13 protein-coding genes and 1 tRNA gene are annotated in these 13,816 nt (G+C 73.1%); 9 read left to right on the top strand and 5 right to left on the bottom strand.

Annotation, left to right across the window (positions count from 1 at the left end; all coding sequences use genetic code 11):
• Window positions 1–80 precede the first annotated feature (80 nt).
• From ACEZDG_RS31530 to ACEZDG_RS31495, 8 genes are all read left to right on the top strand, one after another.
• Complete coding sequence (locus ACEZDG_RS31530; RefSeq protein WP_380516291.1) at window positions 81–401, top strand: hypothetical protein; 321 nt, start codon at window positions 81–83, stop codon at window positions 399–401.
• 16 nt (window positions 402–417) lie between these two features.
• A complete protein-coding gene (locus tag ACEZDG_RS31525) occupies window positions 418–2,028 on the top strand; it encodes an alpha/beta hydrolase (RefSeq protein WP_380516288.1) in 1,611 nt (536 codons plus the stop codon).
• 58 nt (window positions 2,029–2,086) lie between these two features.
• A tRNA-Thr gene (locus tag ACEZDG_RS31520) sits at window positions 2,087–2,159 on the top strand.
• Between the two features lie 134 nt (window positions 2,160–2,293).
• On the top strand, window positions 2,294–2,956 hold the full coding sequence (locus ACEZDG_RS31515; RefSeq protein WP_380516285.1) for a response regulator transcription factor: 663 nt from the start codon (window positions 2,294–2,296) through the stop codon (window positions 2,954–2,956).
• Between the two features lie 96 nt (window positions 2,957–3,052).
• Window positions 3,053–4,162, top strand: a complete 1,110-nt coding sequence (gene galT / locus ACEZDG_RS31510; RefSeq protein ID WP_380516283.1) for a galactose-1-phosphate uridylyltransferase — start codon at window positions 3,053–3,055, stop codon at window positions 4,160–4,162.
• Window positions 4,159–5,133: a UDP-glucose 4-epimerase GalE gene (gene galE, locus ACEZDG_RS31505; RefSeq protein ID WP_380516280.1), complete on the top strand. Its 975-nt coding sequence runs from the start codon at window positions 4,159–4,161 to the stop codon at window positions 5,131–5,133. Before galT ends, galE begins: the two co-directional genes overlap by 4 nt.
• 4 nt (window positions 5,134–5,137) lie before the next feature.
• Window positions 5,138–6,295: a galactokinase gene (gene galK / locus ACEZDG_RS31500; protein WP_380516277.1), complete on the top strand. Its 1,158-nt coding sequence runs from the start codon at window positions 5,138–5,140 to the stop codon at window positions 6,293–6,295.
• Between the two features lie 109 nt (window positions 6,296–6,404).
• Window positions 6,405–7,307, top strand: coding sequence for a LuxR C-terminal-related transcriptional regulator (locus ACEZDG_RS31495; RefSeq protein ID WP_380516275.1), 903 nt, complete (start codon window positions 6,405–6,407; stop codon window positions 7,305–7,307).
• A gap of 27 nt (window positions 7,308–7,334) precedes the next feature.
• Here the strand turns inward: ACEZDG_RS31495 and ACEZDG_RS31490 are convergent, their stop codons facing one another.
• The 5 genes from ACEZDG_RS31490 to ACEZDG_RS31470 all read right to left on the bottom strand — a co-directional run bounded on the left by ACEZDG_RS31490 (window position 7,335) and on the right by ACEZDG_RS31470 (window position 12,914).
• Window positions 7,335–8,024, bottom strand: coding sequence for a hypothetical protein (locus ACEZDG_RS31490; RefSeq protein ID WP_380516272.1), 690 nt, complete (start codon window positions 8,022–8,024; stop codon window positions 7,335–7,337).
• Window positions 8,025–8,076: 52 nt separating this feature from the next.
• Window positions 8,077–9,828: a phosphatidylglycerol lysyltransferase domain-containing protein gene (locus tag ACEZDG_RS31485; protein ID WP_380516269.1), complete on the bottom strand. Its 1,752-nt coding sequence runs from the start codon at window positions 9,826–9,828 to the stop codon at window positions 8,077–8,079.
• 154 nt (window positions 9,829–9,982) lie between these two features.
• Entirely contained in the window at window positions 9,983–10,873 is an 891-nt protein-coding gene (locus ACEZDG_RS31480; protein WP_380516266.1) for an SGNH/GDSL hydrolase family protein, read from the bottom strand.
• Between the two features lie 161 nt (window positions 10,874–11,034).
• Window positions 11,035–12,306: a glycosyl hydrolase family 8 gene (locus tag ACEZDG_RS31475; protein ID WP_380516263.1), complete on the bottom strand. Its 1,272-nt coding sequence runs from the start codon at window positions 12,304–12,306 to the stop codon at window positions 11,035–11,037.
• A 110-nt stretch (window positions 12,307–12,416) separates the two neighbouring features.
• Window positions 12,417–12,914: a MarR family winged helix-turn-helix transcriptional regulator gene (locus ACEZDG_RS31470; protein WP_380516260.1), complete on the bottom strand. Its 498-nt coding sequence runs from the start codon at window positions 12,912–12,914 to the stop codon at window positions 12,417–12,419.
• 108 nt (window positions 12,915–13,022) lie between these two features.
• On the opposite strand from ACEZDG_RS31470, the gene ACEZDG_RS31465 reads away from it, so the two are divergent.
• Complete coding sequence (locus ACEZDG_RS31465) at window positions 13,023–13,814, top strand: methyltransferase domain-containing protein (protein WP_380516257.1); 792 nt, start codon at window positions 13,023–13,025, stop codon at window positions 13,812–13,814.
• Window positions 13,815–13,816: the final 2 nt, after the last annotated feature.

Genomic DNA, 13,816 nt, shown 5'->3' with positions numbered 1-13,816 from the left:
CTCTCCGTGAGTTCATAGCCTCGGCAGTAACTCAGGGCAATGGCTCGGGGTGGCAAGGGGGCGACAGGGGGGTGGGTTCCATGACGGGGTTCTCCGACGGTTCCGGGGTGCTGGTGCAGCCCGAGGTGCTGGACGCCGAGGCGGGGGTGTTCAACGCGGCGGCCCTGGCCGTCGAGTCCGGCGCGCGGCAGGCCCGCGCGGTGCTGGCCGGGGCCGGCGCGGCGCTGCCGGGCTGGAGTACCGGGGCGGCGCTCGGCGACTGCGCCGCCGCCTGGGCGCAGTGCCTCTCCGGCCTCTCCGCCGCCCTGGACCGGGACGCCGACCAACTGCGGGCCAGCGCCAGGAACTACCGCGAGGCGGACGCGGGAGCCGCCCGGCAGCTGCTCTCCCTGCACCGCTGACGCCGTCGCACCGCTGATGACGTCCACGGCGCTCTCCCCCGAGCAGGTCGCGGAGGCCGACACCGCGTCACTTGTCGCCGCCGCGCGGGCCTGTGACGCCCTGTCGGGGCTGCTGGCAGCCCGTACCGCGGCGCTGACCGAGTCCCGCGGCCGGGGCCGGGCCGGCTGGCACGGCATCGCCGCGGACCGGGCCCAGCTGGTGCTGGTGCTGGAACGCGGTCGGCTGCATGCCGCCGCCGAGCAGTTCCAGGCGCTGGCCTCGGTGCTGGTGCGGACCGCCGAGGAGCTGCGCCCGGTCCGGGCCGAGGTCCGCGCGGTGCTGGCCGAGGCGAGGGCGGCCGGCTGCCTGGTCCGCGGCGCCGAGGTCAGCGGCGGCAGCGGCGCCGGTCCGCTGGCGGCCCGGCTGGCCGCCGCGCTCGCCGCGGCCGGACGGGCCGACGCCCGTTGCGCCGCGGCGCTGGCCGGTTCGGCCGGGCAGGCCCGGAGCGGCGAGGGCCTCGACCCGGCCGTCGGCCGTTCCGCGCTGCTGGCGGCTGCCGCCCTGGTCGGCGCCGGGCTGCCCGGGCCCGGCAGCAGCCCGGCCCGGGTGCACGACTGGTGGCTGCGCCTCGACCCGGACGAGCGGCGGATGCTGCTCAGGGACCAGCCGCAGCTGGTCGGCAGCCTGGACGGGGTGCCCGCCTCGGTCCGGGACCGGGCCAACCGGACCCTGCTGGACCAGCTGCTGGCCTATCAGTCGGACGCGCTGCCGAACCAGGGGCTGCTGGCGATCCGGGACCGGTTGGACCGGCAGCGCGGCGCCTCCCCGCCCGCGCTGCTGCTGTCGCTCGGTCTGGAGGGGCAGGGCCGCGCGGTGCTCTCCTTCGGCGATCCGGACCGGGCCGACCGGGTCTGCGTCTACGTCCCCGGGATGGGCACCAGGCTGGCCGACGTCGGGGGCAAGGACGGGGACCGCGCGCTGGCCGTGCACGACGCGGCCGGGGCGGCCGATCCGGGCGCCCGCCCCGGTGCGACCGCCGCCATGGTGTGGCTGGGCTACGACGCCCCGCAGAGTCTGGCCGAGGTGGCCGCGGACGGCCGCGCCGCCGCCGGGGCCGCCCCGTACGACCGCTTTGTCGCGGGGCTGCGGGCCACCCACGCGGGGCCTCCGGCGCGGATCACCGCGCTCGGCCACAGCTACGGCTCGCTGCTGGTCGGCCTGGCCGCCCGGCGGCCGGGCGGGACCGGGGCCGACGGCATCGTGCTGATCGGCAGCCCAGGGGCCGGGGTCTCGCACGCCTCGGAGCTGGGGGTGGATCCGGCCAGGGTCTGGGTCGGCGCGGCGGCCGACGACCCGGTCAGCAGCCTGCTGCCGGGACCGCCGCGGAGCGCCGCCGAGGCGGTCGGGGCGGTGCTGACCGGAGCGCTGCCGCCGTTGCGGACCCCGGTGCCGCCGGTGCTCCAGGAGCACCACCGGGTCTGGTTCGGCGCCGATCCGGCGGCGCCCGCCTTCGGGGCCCGCCGACTGCCGGTGGACACCGGCCGGGGCCCGGGCGGCGGCTTCACCGGGGCCCATTCGCACTACCTCGACCGGGGCAGCGGCAGCCTCGCCGCCATCGGCCGGATCGTCGCCGGGAAGCAGCCCTGAACCGCCGGTTCGAGGATTTTACGTTTGGCCCGGTGACCAGGTATTGTCTTCCTCGTTCGCCCCTATAGCTCAGTCGGTAGAGCGTCTCCATGGTAAGGAGAAGGTCTGCGGTTCGATTCCGCATGGGGGCTCGTACAGTCCGAAGGCCCCCGTCATCGACGGGGGCCTTCGGCGTTTCCCTGGCGGTGCGGACCCCGCATGCGTTGTGATGGTGCGTCATCCGCCGTGTCGCGGTGGCATACGACGACAGGGGAGCGCTGTGGGCGTGAGGCTCGTGGTGGCGGACGACCATCGGCTGCTGGCGGAGGCGCTGGCGACGGCGCTGCAACTGAGGGGCCACCGGGTGCTCGCGGTGGGCACCCCGGTGGGCTCGGCGGCGGAGCTGGTGCTGCAGCGGCGTCCCGAGGTGTGCCTGCTCGGCATCGCGCACCCGGAGGATCCGGCCTCCTTCGACGCGGTGCGCCGGATCCGCCGGGAGCGCCCCGAGGTCGGTGTGGTGGTGATGGGCGGGGTCGGCGCGCCGGCCGGGGTGGCCGCGGCGTTCGGGGCCGGCGCGGCCGGCTACGTCCGCCAGGACGAGCGGATAGAGGTGGTCGAGCGCGCGCTGACCCGGGTCCGCGCGGGGGAGGCGGCGGTGGCCCCTGAGCTGCTGCACACGGTGTTCCAGTACCTGCTGCGGCCCTCGGCCGAGCCGGACGACGAGGCGCTGCGGCTGCTGCGGCTGCTGACCCGGCGTGAGGTGCAGGTGCTGATGCGGATCGCGGAGGGCGAGGACACCAGGGAGATCGCCGAGGGGATGGCCATCGCGCCGAGCACCGCGCGCACCCATGTGCAGCGGGTGCTGATGAAACTGGGCGCCAGGACCCGGTTGGAGGCGGCGGCGGTCGCCGCCAGGACCGGGCTGCTGGAGCGTGCCGCGCAGAACTGACCGAACACTCCCATCCAAGCCTGTTGACTGCTGAGCCTTTGTGTTTGAATATGTTGACATAAGGTTTGCAGCGCTGTGGTGAGGGTGGAGTCCGTAGTGAAGAAGACCAGTACTCGGTTGGCCGACGGCCGCGAGTTGATCTACTACGACTCCCGCGACGACGTGGTCCGCGACTACCCCGACCTGCGACCGCTGGAGGCGACCAGCACCGCGTCGGAGATCCGCTACGACCCGCTGCTGGACGAGTGGGTGGCCATCGCCTCGCACCGGCAGGGCCGGATCTTCCACCCCCCGGCGGACGAGTGCCCGCTCTGCCCCTCGCGGGACGGGCGGCTCAGCGAGATCCCGGCCCCGGACTACGAGGTGGTGGTCTTCGAGAACCGCTTCCCCTCGCTCACCACCGCCGCGGCCGGCGCCCCCGACCGCGAGGTCGGCTCGCTGCCGCACCACGCCCGCCCCGGCAACGGGCGCTGCGAGGTGGTCTGCTTCACCTCCGACCACGACGCCTCCTTCGCCGACCTCAGCCCGGCCCAGGTCGCCCTGGTGCTGGACGCCTGGACCGACCGCACCGCCGAGCTCTCCACGATCCCCGGTGTCGAGCAGGTGTTCTGCTTCGAGAACCGCGGCAAGGAGATCGGCGTCACCCTGGGCCACCCGCACGGCCAGATCTACGCCTACCCCTTCGTCACCCCGCGCACCGAGCGGATGCTCTCCTCCGCCGCCGCGCACCGCCGCCGCACCGGGCGCAACCTCTTCGACGACCTGCTCGCCGCCGAACGGGCGGACGGCGAACGGGTGGTGATCGCCGGCGAGCACTGGACCGCCTTCGTCCCCTACGCCGCGCACTGGCCCTACGAGGTGCACCTCTACCCCAACCGCAGGGTCGGCGACCTGCTCGCCCTCAACGACGCCGAGCGCGCCGAGTTCTGCACCGTGTACCTGGACCTGCTGAACCGCTTCGACCGGCTGTTCGAGGGTCAGCAGGGCGGCAGGACCCCCTACATCGCCGGCTGGCACCAGGCGCCGCTGCGGTCCGCGGCGCCCGGCACGGTCGGTGAACTGGCGCTTCACATGGAGCTCTTCACCATCCGTCGTACGCTGGGCAAGCTCAAGTTCCTGGCCGGATCGGAATCCGGCATGGACGTGTTCATCAACGACGTGTCTCCGGAGAAGGCGGCACAGCGTCTACGAGAGGTCTCTCCTTGACTCCGCAGAGCAAGTACCTGGTCACCGGTGGAGCCGGCTACGTCGGCGGCGTGGTCGCCGCCCGGCTGATCGAGGCGGGCCACCAGGTGGTGGTCCTGGACGACCTCTCCACCGGGCACCGGGCGTCGGTCCCGGCCGGGGCGGTCTTCGTCCAGGGCCGGCTCCAGGACCTGGCCGCCGAGGTGCTCGACGGCTCCTTCGACGGGGTGCTGCACTTCGCCGCCAGCTCCCAGGTCGGCGAGTCCGTGGCCGACCCGGAGAAGTACTGGCGCAACAACGTCGCCGGGTCGATGGAACTGCTCGCCGCGATGCGCAAGGCCGGGGTCGGCCGCCTGGTGTTCTCCTCCACCGCCGCCGTCTACGGCGAGCCGGAGCAGAGCCCGATCGAGGAGACCGCGCGCACCGCCCCGACCAACCCCTACGGCGCCACCAAGCTGGCCGTCGACCACATGATCACCGGTGAGGCGAACGCCCACGGCCTGGCCGCGGTCTCGCTGCGCTACTTCAACGTGGCCGGGGCCTACGGGGCCCAGGGCGAGCGGCACGACCCCGAGTCGCACCTGATCCCGCTGGTGATCCAGGCCGCCCAGGGCCGCCGCCCGCACATCGCGGTCTACGGCGAGGACTACCCCACCCCGGACGGCACCTGCGTCCGCGACTACATCCATGTCGCGGACCTGGCCGAGGCGCACCTGCTCGCCCTCGCCGCGGCCGAGCCCGGGCAGCACCTGATCTGCAACCTCGGCAACGGCAGCGGCTTCTCGGTCCGCCAGGTGATCGACACCGTCCGCCGGGTCACCGGCCGGGAGATCACCGCGGTCGGCGCCGACCGCCGCCCCGGCGACCCGGCCGTGCTGGTCGCCTCGGCCGAGCGCGCCCGCACCCTGCTGGGCTGGACTCCCAGCCGCACCGACCTCGACGGCATCGTCGCCGACGCCTGGGCCTTCGCCCGGGCCCTGGAGAAGGAGTAGCGAAGTGACCCAAGCGGAGGCTGTGCGGAAGGGCTTCAACGCCCTGTACGGCGCCGACCCGGAGGGCGTCTGGCAGGCGCCGGGCCGGGTCAACGTCATCGGTGAGCACACCGACTACAACGACGGTTTCATGCTCCCGATCGCCCTTCCGCACGCCGCCCGGGTCGCCGCCGCCCGGCGCGAGGACGGAGTGCTGCGGCTGTACAGCGGCCAGTACCCCGACGCCGGGGTGACCGAGCTCCGGCTCGACGACCTCGCCCCCCGCACGGTCGACGGCTGGGCGGCCTACCCCGCCGCCGTGGTCTGGGCCCTCCGCGAAGCGGGCCACCGGGTCGGCGCGGCCGACCTCTACCTGGACAGCGACGTCCCCACCGGGGCCGGCCTCTCCTCCTCCGCGGCGCTGGAGTGCGCCGTCGCCACCGCCTACAACGACCTCTACGAACTCGGCCTGACGCCGCCTCAGTTGGCGAGACTGTGCCAGCGGGCCGAGAACGAGTTCGTCGGCGTGCCCTGCGGGATCCTGGACCAGCTCGCCTCCGCCTGCTGCGCCGAGGGCCACGCCCTGTTCGTCGACGCCCGCAGCCTGGACACCCGGCAGGTGCCCTTCGACCTGGCCGCCCACGGCCTGGTGCTGCTGGTGATCGACACCCAGGTCAAGCACGCCCACGCCGACGGCGCCTACGCCGAGCGCCGCCGCGGCTGCGAACGCGCGGCCGAACTGCTCGGCGTCCGCGCCCTGCGGGACGTCCCCGAGGCCGGTCTTGACGAGGCGCTGGCCCGGCTGCCCGAGGGCGGACTGCGGTCGCTGACCCGGCACATCGTCACCGAGGACGCCCGGGTGGAACGGGTGATGGCGCTGCTGGACGCCGGGGACCTGCGCGGCATCGGCCCGATCCTGACCGAGGGCCACGCCTCGATGCGGGACGACTTCGCCATCTCCTGCGCCGAGACCGACCTCGCCGTGGACACCGCGGTCGCGGCCGGCGCCCTCGGCGCCCGGATGACCGGCGGCGGCTTCGGCGGGTCGATCATCGCCCTGGCCGACACCGCCGACGCTGACGGGATCACCGCCGCGGTCACCGCCGCCTTCGCCGCCCGCGGCTGGACCGAGCCCCGGGCCTTCACCGCGGTACCGGGGCCCGGCGCCCGCCGCCTGGCCTGATCCCGCCATCCGTAGCAGCCCCCCGGCCGCCCGTTCCCGTTACACACCACCCTCCCAGGCCCTACCCTGATCCCCTGTAGGTCGGCGGGGGCCGGGGGAGGGGACGACTGTGGCGCGTATCCGGGTCCTGGTCGCGGACGGCCATCGGATCTTCGCCGAGGCGCTCGCCACGGCGCTCGCGGCCGAGCCCGACGTCGAGGTCGCGGCGGCGGGCACGGCGGCTGCGGCCGAACGCGCCCTGGACCGCGCCGCCGGCGAGAACCGCCCGTTCCAGGTGCTGCTGGTGGACGCCGACCTGGTCCCCGGCAGCCCGGCCGCGCCGTCCACCACCGCGAACGCGGCCCGGCGGCTGCTCCCGCCGCAGCGGCCCGGGCCGGTGCTGCCCGCCCAGCGGCAGTCCTCGGCGCCGCCCGCGGCCCCGGCCGGCCCGGCCGCCTCCGCCGGGAAGCGGATCCCCGCGCCGCGCGACGCCGAGGTCCCCGAGCACGGCGCCCCGAACACGGCGGGCGCCCCCGCGGGCCCGGCCGAGCCCGCCGAGGACGGCATCACCCTGGTCGCCAGGGCCCGGGCCGCCCATCCCTCGCTGCAGGCGGTCGTCCTCGCCGTGGTCGACGACCCGCACCGGGTGGTGGCGGCACTGCAGGCGGGGGCCTCGGGCTGGGTCGCCAAGGAGAGCTCGCTCGGCCGGCTGATGGCGGTGGTCCGCGGGGTGCTGCGGGAGGAGACCCACATCCCGCCGCTGCTGCTCACCGGGGTGATCAGGGAGCTGACCGCGGCCCGCCGCGACCGCACCGAGAGCGAGCGGCTGATCGAGTCGCTCACCCCGCGCGAGAAACAGGTGCTGCGCTGCATGGTCGCCGGGCTCGGCCGGCAGGCCGTCGCCGACCGGCTCTACCTCTCCCCGCACACCGTCCGCACCCATATGCAGAACGTGCTCGGCAAGCTGGGGGTGCACTCCACCCTCGCCGCCGTCGCCGTGGCCCGCCGCGCCGGCGTCGGCCCGGTCGACTAACGAGGGACCGGCTCGGTCGGCGAGACCTCAGCGGAGCGAGAGCAGCGGGCGCCAGGCGTCCGCGGTCCGGACCAGCCTTCGGGCGACCAGTTCGCCGCCGCCGGCCAGGACCAGGGTGCAGAGGATCGCCGCCAGGTGCTCCGCCCCGGCGAGGTTGGGGAACAGCGCCTGCTCCAGGACCATGGCGAGGACGATGGCCGCGCCGGTGAGCCAGGCCCGGTAGCGCCAGGCGATGTAGACGGCGAGGGCGACCACGGCCGCCGAGGGCCCGGTGTCCCGGACCAGCGCGTCGGACCAGGGCAGCGAGAACAGGCTGTCCGCCCCCCGCGCGCCCGCGTGCACGGCGTGCCGGGCGTAGAGGGTCCCGGCCAGGGTCCCGGCATAGGCGACGGCCAGCGTCGCGCAGCGGCCGATGGTCAGCTCGGCCAGCCCGAAGACCAGCAGCACCTGCACCGCCGCGCCCCAGACCGGCAGGTCCGGCGCGGGCACGAACAGCGACAGCGGGGTGCGCAGCAGCGACTCCCACAGCGGCAGCGAGGCCCGGACCACGCCGAGCCGCTCCACCACCGCCGCCCCGCCGGGGACGTGCTGCAGGGTCTGGAAGAGCAGCACGGCCATGGTGGCGGTCAGCGTCAGGGTCAGGGCCGCCAGGCGGTCCCGGGCGAGGCTGCGGCCTGCTGTGCGGAGCAACCCGTCACCGAGCAACAGAGCTCTCATTCATCCAAAAATAGGACAGATTGCCACAGCTGGCCCCTCCAGCAGCCTGCTCCTAGGGCTCCAGCGCGCTGGTGTGCCGCCGCTTGAACAGGCTGGGCAGGCTCGGCGCGGTGATGAAGCCCTCGGCCCTGGCCGAGGCCACCCCGATCCTGGGCAGGTCGCTGCTGCGGCTGAACAGCAGGTAGCGGGGCTCCCAGATCGGCCGGTACTTGGCGTTCGCCCGATAGAGCGACTCGATCTGCCACCAGCGCGAGAAGAAGATCAGCACCGAGCGCCACAGCCGCAGCACCGGGCCCGCCCCGAGCCTGCCGCCGCGCTCGAAGACCGCCCGGAACATCGCGAAGTTCAAAGAGACCCGCTGGATGCCGACCGCCTCGGCCTGCCCGATCAGCTCGATCACCATGAACTCCAGCAGCCCGTTGTCGGAGTCCCGGTCGCGCCGCATCAGGTCCAGCGACAGGCCGTCCCGGCCCCACGGGACGAAGCTCAGCAGGGCCCGCAGCTCGTCCTGCCCGTCCCGGCACTCCAGCATCACGCACTGGCCGTCGTCCGGGTCGCCGAGCCGTCCCAGCGCCATCGAGAAGCCGCGCTCGGTCTGCCCGTCGCGCCAGTGGTCGGCGCGCTGCAGCAGGGTGTCCATCTCGTGCTCGGGGATGTCGGCGTGCCGGCGCACCCGTACGGTGTAGCCGGCCCGGCCGACCTTCTTGTGCGCCTGGCGCACGCCGCGCATCGCGCGCCCCTCCAGGGTGAACTCGTCCACCTCGACGATCGCCTCGTCGCCCAGTTCCAGGGCGTTCAGGCCGTGCCGGGAGTAGACCGTGCCGCCCTCCTCGCTGGCGCCCATCACCGCCGGGATCCAGGCGTGGTCGCGGGCCTGCTCCAGCCAGCGGTCGATCGCCCCCGGCCAGGCCTCCACGTCCCCGATCGGATCGCCCGAGGCCAGCGAGACCGCGCCGACCACCCGGTAGACCACGGCCGCCTTCCCGGACGGGGAGAAGACCACCGACTTGTCCCGGCGCAGCGCGAAGTAGCCCAGCGAGTCGCGTGCCCCGTGCTGCTCCAGCAGGCCGCGCAGCTGCCGCTCGTCCTGGGGGCAGAGGTACTCCTTGCCCTTGGGGGAGCGGGACAGCGCGTACAGCACCAGGATGAAGATCAGCGCGCTCATCACATTGATGGCGATGTCGACCCAGTGCGGGGTGTTGATGTCCTGGTAGTCGGCGCTGGAGGGGGCCAGCGTGTAGACCCGCAGCAGCGCGTAGCGCAGCTGGCTGCCCAGGGTGGCGCCGGGCGCGCTGTTGGTCAGCGCGACCAGCACGGTGCCGATCGCCACGCCGACCGCCCCGCCGCCGAACAGCACGCCGAGGGCCAGCCGGGGGTTGGAGCGGTCGCCCTTGGCCCGGAACTCCTTCCGGCCGACCAGCAGCGCGACCAGCAGCAGCACGGTGACGGCGGTGGAGACCCAGTTGAACCAGTGCGCGCGGAAGTCGGGGTCCAGGGCCACATAGGCGACCATGATCAGCGTGTAGAGGGCGACCACGACCGTGTTCCAGATCCAGGCCGCGCGTTTGCGGCGGCTCATCATCATGGCCAGGAACAGCGCCAGCGCACCCGAGGTGAAGCCCACCGTGATCATGTACGGGGTGAAGTAGTCGCCGGTGTTGTGCCGGGAGACCTGGCTGTGGAACGGGGCGGAGACGGCTCCGAAGAGGTTGAGCACCGCGGCGACCCGCAGGTACCAGACGGCGAAGCCGGCGGCGCGGGGCCGCCAGGTATCAATCCGTTTGGGTGGTGTTTCGGATGACACGTCCCTGCTCACCCCTTTCCAGATGAATCCTCATAATTGCATAACATTTGGACAACGACGTCCGCCGACAAGGCGAGAGCCCGCCCCCCGAACGGCGGGGGCGGGCTCTTCCTGAGGTGTAGGGGACGACGTAGGGGCAGCTGGGGGGAAGGTCTCAGCGGCGGCGCTCCAGGGTCTTCTCGAACGCCGCGGCGAGCACCCCGTACCCGGTCGGGTTGGCGTGGATGTCGTGGTACGGCGTGCACTCCCAGGTCCAGGCGCAGATCCTGGCCACGTTCAGCGGCACCGCGCCCACCCCGGGCAGCGTCACCTGGTCGGTGAAGTCGTCGGTGGAGAACGCCTTGGACACGTCCGCCAGCGCGAAGCCGTTCCGGTGCAGCCCCTTGGCGATCACCCCGTTCAGCACCGTGGACAGCGCCGTGGACTGCTGCGCCAGCGCCTGGCCGGCCGGACCGGTCAGCCAGACCGCGAGGAACGGGTCGTAGTAGTTCATGCCGACGTACTCCGGGCTGCCGCCGCCGGCGCGGCGCAGCGCCCCGGCGATCTGCGGCAGCTGGGTGCCGACCGTGGCCACGCCGGCCGTGGTGCAGGCCTGGTCGATGGCGCCCCCGGCCAGGCAGCCGTCCACGTTGTTGGCGCCGATGTCCAGGGTCACGTAGCGGACCTCGCCGCGGTGCGCCCGGAGGAACTTCACCGCCGCGTCCAGCTGCGAGGTGGCCCCCGGGTAGCTGCAGATCCCGCCGTCGATCATCGTCCCGGTGGTCTCGCCGCTGCAGCCGAGCTTGATGTGCACCAGCCTCGGGTCGTGCTTCTTCAGCTGGGTGTACAGCTGGTCCGTGTACGACAGCGAGGTGTTGGTGTGCACGTCCGGCTGGTAGCCGGCCGCCAGCGAGTCGCCGAGCGAGACGTAGTAGTGCGGCGGCGCCGGGTGGTGGTGCCGGCCGCCCCGGTCGTGCGCGGAGGCGTTGCCGGCCATCGTGGCGGTGGCGAGGGCGGCGACCGCGAGGGCGGTGAGTCCGCGGCGGATGCGGGAAGTGCTGGACATGGGTGGTGCCCCCTCCTGGGGGGCGCGACGCTGCTGCCCCCGATCCAGGGAGTATCCCAACTCACCAGTAGCTTTTGGCAAGACCCGTGCAGCACTGCGCTCCTCCGGGCCAGGAGCCGGAGGAGCGCAGCGGTCGGCGGGACCGGCTCACTGAGCCGCCGTCAGGAGGCGGGGCTCCAGTAGTCGCCGGCCATCACGAGGGTGACCAGGGTCTTGATGGTCTCGCCGTAGTAGGCGTCGCCGAACGGGTTGCTGCCCAGCTGCTTCCAGATCGCGTCGGTCCAGGCCTGGTCGCCGGAGGCCATCGCGGCCGGGCCGACCGAGTCGCCGGCCTCCTCGGCCTGGGTGTCGCCGGAGACATTGCCGTTGGCGCAGTTCAGCTTGACGTGCGGCTGGACCTTGGCCGGGTTGCCGCCGGACAGCGACTTCAGGCAGGCCGACTCCAGCTTGGCCGTCTTGTACGCGGTCGCCGCCGTGGTCGAGCCGTTCAGCAGCGCGTCGGTGCCCAGGTGCCACGGCACCCGGATGGAGTTGTAGCCGACGATGTTGTCCGGCTGGTCCTCCTGGTAGTCGGCGGCGGCCGGCTTGGGGCTGGTGCCGTTGGCGCCGACCACGAAGTCCGACAGCAGGCCCGAGCTCGCCGAGTACTTGGCGGTGAACTCGTTGATCACGGCCTCGGTGCGGGTGACCACCTTGTTCCAGTCGTGCGCGGTGTCGTACTTCGCGAAGGCGCGCAGGTGGTCCAGCATCATGTCGGAGGGCCGGGTGTCGGTGCTCGGGCCGTCGTCCTCGCACTTCAGGTGGCCGTCCGAGGCCACGTCATGGGCGTAGACACTGGCCAGCCAGGCCTTGGCGTCGGCGGTGTAGCCGCCCCACTGCTTGTCGGCCAGGACCAGCCCGTAGCCGACGTCCAGGTCGCCGTCGGTGGCCGAGTCCGGGGTGCCGGAGTCGGCGTACTTGCAGGTCTTGCCGTCCAACTGCCACTGCATCAGGCCGTCGGCGTCCTTGTGGTCCTTCACCAGCTGCCACAGGCCGTTGAACTCGGTCTGCGCGGCGGCGTCGTAACCGGCCATCAGCGGCACGATGTTCATGCCGTAGCCCTGCGCCTCGGACACCGTGCCGTTGTTGGGCGCGTCGTCGTCGCCCTTGGTCGAGACGTAGTACTCGTTCGAGGCACAGCCCTTGACCAGGTAGGTCTTCTTCCAGGAGTCGTACTGCTTGGTCACCGCGGCGTCCCTGGCCGCCTGCGAGGCCGAGGGCAGCACACCGACCTTGTACGTCACATGGGCGGGGAAGGGCTTCGCCGGAGCGGTCGCGGCGGAGGCGTCGGCCCCGCCGGCGGCGACGACGCCGAGACTGAGACAACCGGCTGCCGCGGCGGCGGCGACCAGCTTCCTGACACTGCTTCGGGCGATGAGGGTCTGACGGGCCATCTGCTGAGGGCTCCCTTCATAGTTAGGAAAGTTTCCTAACTGGATTTCGGCAAGAGTGGCCCCAGGTCGGCGGTGCGTCAAGAGTGTGCGCGGCGTTCTCTTACGGAGTTCTATTCCGGAAGGTTGTCGAACGGGGCCACCAGCTGCCGCAGCAGTCCGGCCAACTCCCCGCGCTGGGCCGTGGAGAGCTCCGCGAGCAGGGCCCGTTCGTGCTTCAGCAGCCCGGCCAGCGCCAGGTCCGCGAGATTGCGCCCGGAGGCGCTCAGTCGCACCAGCACGCCGCGGCGGTCGCCCGGATCGGGCAGCCGCTGCACCAGGCCCTTGCCGGCCAGCCGGTCGATCCGGTTGGTCATGGTGCCCGAGGTGACCAGCGTCTGCGTCAGCAACTGCCCCGGTGAGAGCTGGTACGGATCCCCCGCCCGGCGCAGCGCGGTCAGCACGTCGAACTCCCACGGCTCCAGGCTGTGCTCGGCGAAGGCGGTCCGCCTGGCCCGGTCCAGATGGCGGGCGAGGCGGCTGATCCGGCTCAGCACCTCAAGCGGTTCCACGTCGAGGTCGGGGCGCTCTCGGCGCCATGCAGCGACCAGCCGGTCGACCTCGTCCTCCATGGTTGATCAGTGTAGTGGCCGGTGTGTCGATATGAAGTCTCTTGACATCAAGAAACAGAATCAGCCAGACTCGAACTATCTTGACGTCGAGATACTTGGAGCGCCGTAATGACCCCCGCCACCCCCGCCGTCGCCTGGGACCCGGCCCAGTACCTGCGCCACGCCGACCACCGCAGCCGCCCCTTCCACGACCTGGCCGCCCGCATCCCGCACACCCCCGACCGGGTCGTCGACCTCGGCTGCGGCCCCGGCAACACCACCGTCACCCTGCTGGACCGCTGGCCGAACGCCCGGATCACCGGCGTCGACAACTCGCCCGCGATGATCGAGAAAGCCCGCCGGGACTACCCGCGGACCGCCTTCCGGCTCGGCGACATCACCGGCTACGACCCCGCCGCCGACAACCCGGCCCCCGACCTGCTGCTCTCCAACGCCGCACTGCAGTGGGTACCGGACCACGCCGACCTCTTCCCGCGCTGGATCGAGGGCCTGCCGGCCGGCGGCGTCCTCGCCTTCCAGGTCCCCGGCAACTTCGGCGAACCCACCCACACCCTGCTCGCCGACCTGTGCGCGAGCCCCCGCTGGGCCGACCGGCTCGGCGGCCTGCACCGCCCCGCAGTACTGCACCCCACCGAGTACCTCAACCGGCTCACCGCCCTCGGCTGCACCGTCGACGCCTGGGAGACCACCTACTACCAGGTGCTGCAGGGCCGGGCCCCGGTACTCGACTGGATGCTCGGCACCGGCCTCCGCCCCGCCCTCGGCGCCCTCCCCGACCAGGCCGACCGCGACGCCTTCCTGGCCGAGTACGCCGCGCTGCTCGCCGAGGCCTACCCGTCCGCCTCGCACGGCACCGTGCTCCCGTACCGCCGTATCTTCGTCATCGCCACCAAGGACTGAGG

It is taken from the genome of Streptacidiphilus alkalitolerans (genome assembly GCF_042511045.1).
Classification (GTDB): Bacteria; Actinomycetota; Actinomycetes; order Streptomycetales; family Streptomycetaceae; genus Streptacidiphilus; species Streptacidiphilus alkalitolerans.
The sequence above is the reverse complement of the archived record's forward strand: the minus strand, read 5'-3'. Positions and strand labels throughout refer to the sequence as shown.